Consider the following 11,669-nt stretch of genomic DNA (forward strand, 5'->3'; position numbering starts at 1 on the left):
ATGCTGAACACGCCGTGGTTTTACTATCTCTTGTTGCGACACACTCGAATGTGGATCTGGAAACTGTTGCCCGCCTCAGCGTCGGAGCACCCCAGGTCCCCTCAGCCGTGCTCGCCGAAGGAACCGCCGTCTCCGGAGCGGTTGTCCTCGCCACCTGCAACCGGTTCGAAATCTACTGCGAGGCTCCCTCCGAGGAAGACGTCGAGGCGGCCCGCTCATCGGTGATCTCCGCGATCAGCAGCTACGCCGGGATTCCCGAATCCTCGGTCTCCTCATCCTTTGTTACAAAGACCGGCGAATCCGTCGCCAAACACCTCTTCGCCGTGGGGGCCGGACTCGACTCGGCGGTGGTCGGCGAGCGCGAGATCGCCGGTCAGGTGCGCCGGGCCCTGATCGAAGCGCAGGCCTCGGGTGCCGCCAGCGGCGGTCTGGTCCGCCTGTTCCAGGCGGCGTCACGGACCGCCAAGGACGTCGGCGCGCAGACAATCCTCGGCAGCCACGGCCGCTCCATCGTGTCGGTGGCCCTTGAGCTTGCCGGAGACATCTCCGGAAGCACCGACTGGTCGGACCGCAAGGTTGTCCTGTTCGGAACCGGCGCCTACGCCGGCGCGACCATGGCGTTGCTCAACGAAAAGCACTGCACCGACATTTCGGTCTTCTCCTCCTCCGGCCGTGCCGAGGCCTTCGTTTCCTCCCGCGGCGGAAAGGCACTGAGCGCCGCGGAACTGCCGGAAGCCATGCGCGGGGCGGACGTGATCATCGGCTGCAGTGGTTCCGACGCCCGCATCGAAGCCTCGGAGCTCGAGACCATCCGCAGCGGCTCTGACAAGCCCCTGGTCGTCGTGGACCTGGCCCTGAGCCACGACTTCGATCCGGCCGTGGCCACCGTTCCGAACGTCGAACTGCTCACCCTCGAATCGGTGCGGCTCGCAGCCCCCGCAGAGCAGGCCGACACGCTGCGCCAGGCGAGCGACCTGGTGCAGGAGGCCGCACAGAACTTCCAGCAGCAGCAGACAACCCGTGCGATGGACTCGGCGATCGTTGCGCTGCGCAAGCATACCCAGCAGGTCCTCGACGCCGAGATGGAGCGGGTGCGCGCCCAGCACGGCTGCACCGCTGCCGCCGAGGAAGTCGAGTTCGCCCTTCGCCGCATGGTCCGCCAACTGCTCCACGTCCCCACGGTGCGGGCACGGGAACTCGCGGCCGACGGCAGGCAGGACGACTACCTTGCGGGCCTTGAAGCCCTGTACGGCCTCGACGTGAAGCCGGCGGCCGAGGCTCCCGCAGCGCCCCTGCGCGCTGCCGATGCGCCGCACGGCTCCGGGCACCCCGGGCACGCACAGGCGATGCAGGACGGCATCCAGTGCCCGGTCGTCCACGAACCCCCGGCAGCCTCGGCCTGACTCCTCGCCCCCGGCCTTTCCCGGCCGGCGAAAATTGGCCCGGCCCGGGCAGGACCGCGCGGCGACGCGGCCGAAAAGTATCGTCAGTAGACGGGTTTGTCCGGTTCGATCCGCCGAACCCACTCGAGGATTCCGCCCTCGACGTCGAACACCGTGTCGAACCCGCGCGCCCGGAGCTGGCGGACCGTTTCGGCCGAGCGCGCCCCCGACTTGCAGTGGAGGTACGCGGTCCGCGTCGGATCCGGGGTGTAGCTGCCCGAGAGGATGCGGTCCTTCGGAACGAGTTCGGCACCGTCGATCCTCACGATCTCGTACTCGCCGGGCTCGCGGACATCGAGAAGGTCGAAGTCGGCCTCTCCCCTGCGCCGGCGCCCCAACAGCCCGGCGAGCTCGGTGACGCTGATTGACGGCGGCGCGCCGCCCGTCGTTCCGGTGCCGCAGAAGGCCTCGTAGTCCTGGAGCTCCCGCACCGGCTCCCGCTCGGGGTCCCGGCGCACCTTGAGCTCCCGCCAGGACATGCGCAGGGCGTCAAAGACAAGAACCCGGCCCAGCAGGGTCCTGCCGATCCCGGTGATCAGCTTGATCGCCTCATTCGCCATCACCGAGCCGATCTGCCCGCAAAGGACGCCCAGAACTCCGCCCTCGGCGCAGGAGGGGACGGTTCCCGGGGGCGGCGCCTCCGGGTAGAGGTCGCGGTAGCTGGGCCCATGCCTGTCCCAGAAGACGCTCACCTGGCCGTCGAAGCGCAGGATCGACCCCCAGACGTAGGGCTTGCCCAGCAGCGAGGCAGCGTCGTTGACAAGGTAGCGGGTTGCGAAGTTGTCGGTCCCGTCGATCACGAGGTCGTACCCGGAAAACACCTCGAGCGCGTTCCCGGTGTCGAGGCGCAGCGGATGCAGCACAACCTCCACCAGCGGGTTGACCGACCGGATGCTGCGTTCGGCGGACTCGGCCTTGAGGCCGCCGACGTCGCCCACCCCATGGATCACCTGCCGCTGCAGGTTCGAAGTGTCAACCACGTCGTCGTCGACCACCCCGAGGGTGCCAACCCCGGCGGCGGCCAGGTAGAGCAGCACGGGCGAACCGAGACCGCCGGCGCCGATCACCAGCACCTTCGCGTTCTTGAGCCGCCGCTGGGCCTCGCTGCCGAACTCGGGGAGCGTGAGGTGGCGGGAGTACCGCTCGGTCTCTTCGCGCGTCAGCTCCGGGAACGGTTCGACGAGCGCCGGAAGGGCGGCTGCCTCGGCCTGCGCGGCGGCGGAATGGGGAGCGCTCATGCACTCAATGTATGCCCGTGCCGCCGCCCCTGCCAGCCGTACGGGGGCGCTGCAGCGCTTCATAGGTAAACTGAACCCGACGACACCAAGGAACAGAGGGTTGCAGGAAGTGAGCGCAGAAGCATCATCGGGCGGAAAGGCCCTGCGGCTGCCGCGGAACGAACGCCGGCGCCAGCTGCTCAATGCCGCCCACGAAGTGTTCGTCGTTCACGGCTTCCACGGCGCCGCGATGGACGATATCGCCGAAGCGGCCAAGGTGAGCAAGCCGGTGCTGTACCAGCATTTCCCGGGGAAGCGGGAACTTTACCTCGCCCTGCTTGACAGCCATCTCGCTGAGCTGACGGCCCTGCTGCTCGAGGCGCTGCGGTCCACTGACGACAACAAGCTCCGCGTCCAGGCAACGATGCGCGCGTACTTCAAGTTCATCGCCCAGGACAGCCGGGCTCACCGGCTGGTCTTTGAATCCGATGTCAGCAACGACCCCGATGTCAGCAGCCGGCTCGAGGAGTTCAACGCGCACTTCGCCGCCGAAATCGCCGGCGTCATCGCCGAAGACACCCAGCTGTCCGAGGTCGAGGCCACCCTGCTGGGCCGTGCGCTGGCCGGTATGGCGCAAATCAGTGCCCGCTTTTGGCTTGAGACCGACGGCAGCCTCGACATCGATTCGGCAAGCGAGCTCATCTACCGTTTAGCTTGGCGCGGAATCAGCCGGTTCCCCAAGGAAATCTAGAGTAGGTTTCCAAGAGCTCATTGGTTAACAACACAGGAGGCATCCGCCGTGGAAGTAAGAATCGGTATTCAGCACGTCAACAGGGAGATTCTGCTTGAGTCCTCGGAACCCGCGGATGCGATCGCCGAGACGGTGGCGCAGGCAATGAACGGCGGCGCCGAGCTGCGCCTGACCGACAACAAGGGCCGCAGGGTCATCGTTCCCTCGAGCGTGCTCGGGTACGTGGAGATCGGTGCAGAGGAACAGCGCCGCGTAGGCTTCGGGGCGCTCTAGCCCGGCGGAGTTGCCTGTTGGTTCCGACGGGGGCCGCCCGCCGCTGCGGCGGTCCCCGTCCCGGGACACACCCCCTCACCGCTCAGGCGGTGAGGCCGAGCGCTCCCATCCGGCGTGAATGGTTCCGGGTGAGCTGCGCGAACAGCGCCGTGGTGTGCTCGACGTGGTCGGCCGTATCGGCGAAGAGCAGCCCCCCGAGGAATTCGCGCTCGATCCCGATCCGCTGCGCCTGCGTCAGCGCCTCCCCCACAAGCCGCCTGCCCCACAGGGCCAGACGCGACGCAAGGCGCGGGTCGTCGCCCAGCGCCTGCTTGAGCCTGCGGTGAAGCAGGGGCGTTCCGTCGTCGGCCTCGATCCGTCCGATCAGGTCGCGGGTGGCGGGATCGAGCCGGTCCGCGAGGGCACGGTAGAAATCTCCCGAAATCGAATCGATGACGTACGCCTTCATCAGCGACTCGTACCAGTCGGCCGGCCGGGTCCGTTCGTGGAACGCGTCAACCGACGACTGGAAGGGCGCCATCGCCTCTTCAACCTCGACCCCCAGGGCGGCGAGGTGGCTGCTGACGAGTTCGAAGTGCTCGAATTCCTGGACGGCAAGCCTGCCGATGCTTGCGCGGTCGGCAAGGGTCGGTGAGAAGCGCGCATCGGAGGAAAGCCGTTCAAAGCCTGAAAGCTCGCCGTAGGCGATAACCCCCAGGAGGTCGGCAATGAACCGGGCGTACCGCGGATCCTCCACGCGCTCATCGGCCGGCGCTGCCGGGTTCGGGGGTGATCCGGCGGTTTCCGTGCCGGAATTGACGCCTTCGTTAGCGCGGTTGCTCATTCTCCTAACAGTACAGAAAGCGCGGCCCGCGCAGGCCTCACGCTGTCCTTCACAGGCGAAGGCCGACGAGACGCGGGCGCGGCGTGTGGAAAAGGCGCTGACGTCCCTGCGCGGGACCGGCACACCGGCGTAGCGGCGCAGCGGGCCTCCCTGCCGGTAGGCGGGTGCGTGTATTACGGTGAGCGTGTGCCGTTTACGCATCTTGAAATCAGGAACAGCGCTTCGCATCATCACCTCACCCAAGCGCTCAGCGCTCTGCGCGATGACCTCGAACTGAGCGAGGACTTTCCGCCGGAGGTCACCCGCGAAGCCCGGCAGGCCGTGGCCGCCTACGAACTGCCGGCCGAGGACCTCACGGATCTTCCCTTCATCACCATCGATCCCCCCGGCTCCACCGACCTCGACCAGGCCGTGCACCTGGAGCGGGCCGGCGCCGGGTACAAGGTCTGGTACGCCATCGCCGACGTCCCCGGATTCGTTGAACCCGGCGGTGCCGTTGATACCGAGGCGCGGCGGCGGGGCCAGACGATCTACGCCCCCGACGGGCGCATCTCGCTGCATCCCGAGGAGATTTCCGAAGACGCCGCGAGCCTGCTCCCGGAGCGGCGCCGCGGCGCGTACGTCTGGGAGTTCGACCTCGACGCCGCCGCTCACGTCTCCTTGGCCACCGTCCGGCGCGCAACGGTGATGAGCCGGGCACAGCTGACCTACGCACAGGTCGAGGAGCAGCTTCGCTCGGGCACGGCCTCCGACGGGCTGCTGCTGCTGCGGGAGGTCGGCACCAGACGCATCGACCTGGAACTCCAGCGCGGAGGAGCCAGCCTGAACCTTCCTGCCCAGGAGATCGGTTTCGAAAAGGGCCGCTACACGCTCCTCACCGCGCCATCGCTGCCCTCGGAGGACTGGAACGCCCAGATCTCGCTCATGACCGGCATGGCGGCGGCGCAGATCATGCTCGACGGCGGGATCGGTATCCTCCGTACCCTGCCGGCCCCCGACGATGCCGCCCTATCGAAGTTCCGCAGCCAGGCCAGTGCGTGCGGTGCGCCGTGGCCGGCGGACATTGCCTACGGGGAGTTCCTGCGCAGCCTGAACACCGACCACCCCGAACAGCTCGCCCTGATGCATGCCGCAGCTTCCCTGTTCCGCGGCGCCGGCTACACCGCGTTCGACGGCGACGTGCCCGACGCCGTGACCCAGTCGGCCATTGCCGCCCCCTACGCGCACACCACCGCACCGCTGCGGCGCCTCGTCGATCGGTTCGTTCTCGTCACCTGCGAGGCGCTGTGCGCCGGAGAGGAGGTACCCGGGTGGGTCCGCGAAGCGCTGCCGGAACTGAGCGCCCTGATGGCCGCCTCGAACACAATCGCCTCCCGGCTCGAATCCGGCGCCGTCGACGCCGTCGAGGCCGCCCTGCTGAATGACCGGGTCGGGAGTGTCTTCGATGCCGTTGTGCTCACCGGGTCGAAGCCAAGCAACGGCGACGCTTCGGCGAAAACACGCCCCACCGGAACGGTCCAGCTGATCCAGCCGCCCATTGAGGCGAAATGCTTCGGGGTGCTCACGGCAGGCATGCGCGTACGTGTCCGGCTCGTCGAGGCGGACATCCTGCGCCGCACCGTGCGCTTCGAACTCGACGGCGCGCCCGGCGTTGAGACAGCACCGCCCGAGGCGAGCCGCTCGGCAAGGTAGACTTGACGGTATTAATGGATGCCCGGTCGTTATCGCCAATCACCGATGACCCGCAGTACCTCCTCGATCCCGAGTAGTTCCGCCGGCGCTGGCCCTCAACGCCCAGCCGGCACGCAGTTGCAAGCCCGCGATCGGCTTCCACTGGACGCCCTGTGCCTCCAATGTGCTCCGAGCTGGACCCAATCCTTCAGCCGCCGTCGAGCCTTGGTTGCCGCCGGGCCTAATTGAACGGTACCTAATTGAACACTCCGAACACCCCGAACGCTGAGCCCCTGCACCTTCAGGCGGACAACAGCGACGACGCAATCGACGTCGAAGAAAGCCTCGTCACCACCGAGGAGCCGCACAAGGAGGTCCCCGAAACCTTCGCCGACTTCAACGTGCGCCCGGACATCGTCGAGTCGCTCGCCGACGCCGGCATTCTCCACCCCTTCCCCATCCAGGCGATGACGCTGTCGATCGCCCTGGGCGGGCACGACATCATCGGCCAAGCGAAGACCGGAACCGGCAAGACGCTCGGCTTCGGCATTCCCGCCCTGCAGCGGGTTGTCGGCCCCGACGACGCCGGCTACGAGAAGCTGCCGGTGCCCGGGGCCCCCCAGGCGCTCGTCATCGTCCCGACGCGCGAGCTGGCCGTGCAGGTCGCCGGCGACCTCACAACCGCGGCGAAGAAGCGCAACGCGCGGATTGTCACCATCTACGGCGGAAGGGCCTACGAGCCCCAGATCGAGGCACTGCAGCGCGGCGTCGAGATCGTTGTGGGAACGCCGGGCCGCCTGATCGACCTGCACCGCCAGAAGCTTCTGGTGCTCAAGAACGTCAAGACCGTCGTCCTCGACGAGGCCGACGAGATGCTCGACCTCGGCTTCCTGCCCGACGTCGAAACCCTGATCGCCGCCACGCCCCCGGTGCGCCAGACCCTGCTGTTCTCCGCGACGATGCCCGGCCCCGTCATCGCCATGGCCCGCCGCTACATGACGCAGCCCACGCACATCCGGGCGGCCGATCCCGAGGACGAGGGGATCACCAAGAAGGACATCCGCCAGGTCATCTACCGGGCCCACAACCTCGACAAGGCCGAGGTTGTGGCGCGGATCCTGCAGGCCCGCGGCCGTGGACGCACCATCATCTTCACCAAGACCAAGCGCACCGCAGCAAAGCTTTCCGAGGAGCTGATCGACCGAGGCTTCGCCGCCGGCGCCATCCACGGCGACCTTGGACAGGGCGCCCGCGAGCAGGCGCTCCGTGCCTTCCGCGGCGACAAGATCGATGTCCTGGTGGCCACCGAGGTCGCCGCGCGCGGCATCGATGTCGAAGACATCACCCACGTGATCAACTACCAGTGCCCCGAGGACGAAAAGGCCTACCTGCACCGTGTCGGACGCACCGGCCGGGCCGGCAAGAAGGGCACAGCCGTCACCTTCGTCGACTGGGACGACGTCCCCCGCTGGGGCCTGATCAACAAGGCCCTGGGGCTGAACTCGCCCGAGCCGGTTGAAACCTACTCCTCCTCGCCGCACCTTTTCACGGACCTTGACATCCCCGAGGGAACCAAGGGCCGGCTTCCGCGCAATGCCCGCAAACTCGCCGGAATCGACGCGGAGGTGCTTGAGGACCTCGGCGAAACCGGCAAGAAGGGCCGCACGGGCGGTGCCTCCTCGGCGGGCCGCGGCGACGATTCACGCGGCGGCAGCGGCCGCTCCGGCCGTTCGCGGTCCCGCTCCGGCGCGGGCCGATCGGACAACCCTGAACCGCGCGGACAGTCCGACGCCGCCGGCAGCCGACGCCGTCGTCCGGCTGCCGCCGGATCCGACAGCGGCACCGAGGCTCCCGCCGCGGCAGGCACCTCTCCCGAGCGGCCCCGCCGCAGCCGCACGCGCAGGCGCAACGGCGAGGTCGTTGCCAAGCCCGCCGGCGGCACGGAGGACTAGGCGGCAATGACGGTACCTGTCTGGACCCCGGACGGCGACAACCTCGTGGTCTACGCAGACAACGCCGACTACCTTCCAACGCTGCCCGATGCCTCGTTCGCGATGGTCTACGTGGACCCGCCCTTCAACACGGGGCGGGCCCAGCGGCGGCAGCAGACAACGATGGTGCGCAGCGAGCCCGGAACCGGCGACCGGGTCGGGTTCAAGGGCATGAGCTACTCCACCGTCAAGGGGATGCTCGCAAGCTATGACGACGCGTTCGAGGATTACTGGGAGTTCCTCGCACCGCGCCTCGTCGAGGCCTGGCGGCTCCTCTCCGACGAGGGGACGCTCTACCTGCACCTCGACTACCGGGAAGTCCACTACGCCAAGGTGATGCTCGACGCCCTGTTTGGGCGGGAATGCTTCCTCAACGAGATCATCTGGGCGTACGACTACGGCGCCCGGGCCAAGCGGAAGTGGCCCGCGAAGCACGACAACATCCTGGTGTACGTGAAGAACCCTGAGCGCTACCACTTCGACAGTGCGGAAGTGGACCGCGAGCCGTACATGGCGCCCGGGCTCGTGACGCCCGAGAAGGCGGCGCTGGGCAAGCTGCCAACGGACGTGTGGTGGCACACGATCGTCTCCCCCACCGGTCGGGAAAAGACGGGATACCCGACGCAGAAACCGGAGGGGCTCCTGCGGCGCGCCGTCGCAGCCAGCAGCCGCGAGGGCGACTGGGTGCTCGACTTTTTCGCAGGCTCCGGGACGCTCGGCGCCGTTGCGGGGAAACTCGGCCGCAGGTTCGTCTGCGTTGACCAGAACCCGCAGGCGGTGGCGGTCATGCGCACCCGGCTCGCCGCGTTCTGCGGAGCCGAGGCCGGGCGCACGCCGGCCTGAGCGCACCCGGACCGGGCGCAGCTTTGCCCAGCCCGTCGTCCGGTCAGCGCAGGGCGCGGCCGGTGGCGCGTTCGGCAATTCGCGCGAGCGCGTCGGGGTGGGTGAGGTTCTCGCCCAGCCGGTTGGGTTTGCCCGTCCCGTGATAGTCGCTGGACCCTGTCACCAAGAGGTCGTGCCGGGCGGCGATCCGGTGCAGTTCGATCCGTGAAGGCTCGGGGTTGTCGCGGTGGTCGATCTCCAGCCCGAGGAGCCCGGCGTCGATCATGTCGTTGAACACGGGGTTTCCCACCACCCTGCCCCGGTTGGAGGCGCAGGGGTGGGCGAACACCGGAACCCCTCCGGCGAGGCGGATCAGCTCGACAGCCTCGGCGGGCGGCGGCGCGTAGTGCCCCACCCAGTACTTTGAACGCACTGTGAGGATCTTCTCGAACGCCTCGCTGCGTGTGGGCACCGCCTTCAGCGCCACCAGGGCGTCGGCGATGTGCGGACGCCCCACCGTGGCGCCGTCGCTGAGGTGCTCCTGGACGAGGTCCCATGAGATCGGAAAGTCTTCGGACAGGAGTTCAACCATCCGGCGGGCCCGGGTCCGGCGTGCGGTGCGGGAGCGTTCGATCTCGGCACGCAGGCCCGGGTGCTCCGGGTCGTGAAGGTAGGACAGGACGTGGACGCTGATCCCGGTGTCGGTCTGGCAGGAGACTTCCATACCGGGGACGAAGGTCACCCCGAGGGCCTCGGCGCGCGCGGCGGCGGCGTTCCAGCCACCGGTCGAATCGTGGTCGGTCAGCGCCACGGCATCGAGCCCGGCCCGATGCGCCGACTCAATCAGCTCCGCGGGATCTTCGGTGCCGTCGGAGATGTTTGAGTGCGTGTGCAGGTCAATTCTCACCACCCCAATCTACGCCCTTGCACAAAGGGGCAACGCACCCGGGCACCCGCAGCGGGCCGGATCCGCCGCGGCATTTGGCCCGCGGAGCCCCGGGGTGCGGCCCCGCGCCCAAATGTTTGGCCGCCCGAGGGACCGGTGAGACGATGATCGGGTGACTACAGCAGAGAACCCGAAAGCGCCAATGACCGAACCCGATGCCACCCCGGTGACCCCCGAAGAGCAGCCCCTATCCAGCCGCAATGAAAACCGGTCGCAGCGCCCGGATTCGGATGCCTTCAAGGCCTTCATGGCCTCGAGTTGGGCCGCCGATGCCTCCGAACTGCCGGAAATGGCGCCCGTGGCGTCCTTCGCGGCCCGGCGGCGCAGGGCCATCTCCGAGCAGTTCCCGGGTGAACGCCTCGTCGTGCCCGCGGGCCCGCTGAAAGTGCGCTCGAACGACACCGACTACCGCTTCCGCCCCCACTCGGGATTCGCGCACCTCACCGGTCTTGGGCTCGACCACGAGCCCGAGGGGGTGCTGGTCATGGAGCCCGTCGAGAACGGCACGGGCGACGACGGCGGAAACCACGTCGCCACCCTGTATTTCCGTGAGCTCGCCGGCCGCGACAGCGCGGAGTTCTACGCCAATGCGCGGTACGGAGAGTTCTGGATTGGCCCGCGCCCCTCCCGCGCCCAGCTCGGAGCCCAGCTCGCCCTCGATACCGCGGACCTCGCCGAGCTCGAGACCGCGATCACCAAGGACGCCGGAGTGCCGCAGATCGGGGGGCGGAGCATCCGCCTGCTGCGCGAGGTCGACTTCAACGTCGACGCGCTCGTGGACACCTCCCGCATCAACACCGGCGTCGACCTGGAGAAGTCCGACGCGCTCGATGCCAAGCTCGCCGAGGCCCTCTCGGAGCTGCGCCTGATCAAGGACGAATGGGAGATTGAGCAGCTCCGCACGGCGGTCGCCGCGACGGTCAACGGCTTCCATGAAGTGGTCCGCCAGCTCCCGCGGGCGATCTCCCACCCGCGGGGCGAGCGCGTCGTAGAGGGTGCGTTTTTCGCACGCGCCCGGGAGGAGGGCAACGACCTCGGCTACGACACGATCGCAGCCTCAGGGAACAATGCGACGGTGCTCCACTGGATCCGCAACAACGGCCGCGTCGACGCCGGTGACCTGCTGCTTCTCGACGCCGGCGTCGAAGCGGAAAGCCTCTACACCGCCGACGTCACGCGCACCATCCCGGTCAACGGCACGTACTCCGAGGTGCAGCGCCGGGTCTACATGGCCGTGCTCGAGGCCGCCGACGCGGGATTCGCCGCAGCCCAGCCGGGGCGGAAGTTCCGCGACGTGCATACTGCCGCGGTGACCGTCCTGGCCGAGCGGCTCAACGAATGGAACCTGCTGCCCGCACCGCTTGAGCAGGTCCTCTCCTCCGAGGGCCAGCAGCACCGGCGGTGGATGCCCCACGGCACGAGCCACCACCTCGGCATGGATGTCCACGACTGCGCCCAGGCCCGGAGGGAGCTGTACCTCGACGGGGTCATCACCGAAGGCATGGTGTTCACCATTGAACCCGGGCTCTACTTCAAGGCAGAAGACCTTTCGGTTCCCGAGGAGTACCGCGGAATCGGCGTGCGGATTGAAGACGACATCCTCATCACTGCGGATGGCCCCGTCAACCTCAGCGCCGCGCTCCCCCGCGATCCTGACGACGTCGAAGCCTGGATGGCGGGAATCTACAGCCCCACCGGCGAGTAGCCTTCCACATCCCTTCAACAGCGAAGTG

10 protein-coding genes are annotated in these 11,669 nt (G+C 68.1%); 7 read left to right on the top strand and 3 right to left on the bottom strand.

Annotated elements, in window-relative coordinates; all coding sequences use genetic code 11:
- The first annotated feature begins 14 nt into the window (after positions 1–14).
- Positions 15–1,403: a glutamyl-tRNA reductase gene (locus AC4D2R_RS14460; protein ID WP_490940803.1), complete on the top strand. Its 1,389-nt coding sequence runs from the start codon at positions 15–17 to the stop codon at positions 1,401–1,403.
- A gap of 83 nt (positions 1,404–1,486) precedes the next feature.
- On the opposite strand, the gene moeB is transcribed toward AC4D2R_RS14460, so the two are convergent.
- Positions 1,487–2,680, bottom strand: coding sequence for a molybdopterin-synthase adenylyltransferase MoeB (gene moeB / locus AC4D2R_RS14465; protein ID WP_490940805.1), 1,194 nt, complete (start codon positions 2,678–2,680; stop codon positions 1,487–1,489).
- Positions 2,681–2,789: 109 nt separating this feature from the next.
- Between moeB and AC4D2R_RS14470 the strand changes: the two genes are divergently transcribed.
- Positions 2,790–3,410 carry a TetR/AcrR family transcriptional regulator gene (locus AC4D2R_RS14470; RefSeq protein ID WP_490899625.1) on the top strand — a complete coding sequence of 207 codons (621 nt, stop codon included), beginning with the start codon at positions 2,790–2,792 and terminating at the stop codon, positions 3,408–3,410.
- A gap of 48 nt (positions 3,411–3,458) precedes the next feature.
- Positions 3,459–3,683 carry a DUF3107 domain-containing protein gene (locus AC4D2R_RS14475; protein WP_490940807.1) on the top strand — a complete coding sequence of 75 codons (225 nt, stop codon included), beginning with the start codon at positions 3,459–3,461 and terminating at the stop codon, positions 3,681–3,683.
- Positions 3,684–3,765: 82 nt separating this feature from the next.
- On the opposite strand, the gene AC4D2R_RS14480 is transcribed toward AC4D2R_RS14475, so the two are convergent.
- The gene (locus AC4D2R_RS14480; protein WP_490940809.1) at positions 3,766–4,506 is read right to left on the bottom strand and encodes a ferritin-like fold-containing protein; all 741 of its coding nucleotides are present in this window, start codon (positions 4,504–4,506) and stop codon (positions 3,766–3,768) included.
- Positions 4,507–4,692: 186 nt separating this feature from the next.
- On the opposite strand from AC4D2R_RS14480, the gene AC4D2R_RS14485 reads away from it, so the two are divergent.
- The 3 genes from AC4D2R_RS14485 to AC4D2R_RS14495 all read left to right on the top strand — a co-directional run bounded on the left by AC4D2R_RS14485 (position 4,693) and on the right by AC4D2R_RS14495 (position 9,011).
- Positions 4,693–6,198 (top strand): RNB domain-containing ribonuclease, encoded by a 1,506-nt coding sequence (locus AC4D2R_RS14485; protein WP_490940811.1) that lies wholly within the window; start codon positions 4,693–4,695, stop codon positions 6,196–6,198.
- Between the two features lie 239 nt (positions 6,199–6,437).
- On the top strand, positions 6,438–8,129 hold the full coding sequence (locus tag AC4D2R_RS14490; protein ID WP_490940813.1) for a DEAD/DEAH box helicase: 1,692 nt from the start codon (positions 6,438–6,440) through the stop codon (positions 8,127–8,129).
- Positions 8,130–8,135: 6 nt separating this feature from the next.
- On the top strand, positions 8,136–9,011 hold the full coding sequence (locus AC4D2R_RS14495; RefSeq protein ID WP_490940815.1) for a DNA-methyltransferase: 876 nt from the start codon (positions 8,136–8,138) through the stop codon (positions 9,009–9,011).
- A gap of 43 nt (positions 9,012–9,054) precedes the next feature.
- On the opposite strand, the gene AC4D2R_RS14500 is transcribed toward AC4D2R_RS14495, so the two are convergent.
- Positions 9,055–9,897: a PHP domain-containing protein gene (locus AC4D2R_RS14500; RefSeq protein WP_490940817.1), complete on the bottom strand. Its 843-nt coding sequence runs from the start codon at positions 9,895–9,897 to the stop codon at positions 9,055–9,057.
- 181 nt (positions 9,898–10,078) lie between these two features.
- On the opposite strand from AC4D2R_RS14500, the gene AC4D2R_RS14505 reads away from it, so the two are divergent.
- Positions 10,079–11,641, top strand: coding sequence for an aminopeptidase P family protein (locus AC4D2R_RS14505; RefSeq protein WP_490940939.1), 1,563 nt, complete (start codon positions 10,079–10,081; stop codon positions 11,639–11,641).
- The last annotated feature ends 28 nt before the right edge of the window (positions 11,642–11,669 follow it).

The sequence above is a fragment of the Arthrobacter sp. TJ-217 genome (assembly GCF_058269255.1).

What these genes read in the sequence shown, in the direction of transcription:
- moeB (WP_490940805.1), bottom strand. Translation starts at nt 2,680, where the DNA reads ATGAGCGCTCCCCATTCCGCCGCCGCGCAGGCCGAGGCAGCCGCCCTT.
- AC4D2R_RS14480 (WP_490940809.1), bottom strand. Translation starts at nt 4,506, where the DNA reads ATGAGCAACCGCGCTAACGAAGGCGTCAATTCCGGCACGGAAACCGCC.
- AC4D2R_RS14495 (WP_490940815.1), top strand. Translation starts at nt 8,136, where the DNA reads ATGACGGTACCTGTCTGGACCCCGGACGGCGACAACCTCGTGGTCTAC.
- AC4D2R_RS14505 (WP_490940939.1), top strand. Translation starts at nt 10,079, where the DNA reads ATGACCGAACCCGATGCCACCCCGGTGACCCCCGAAGAGCAGCCCCTA.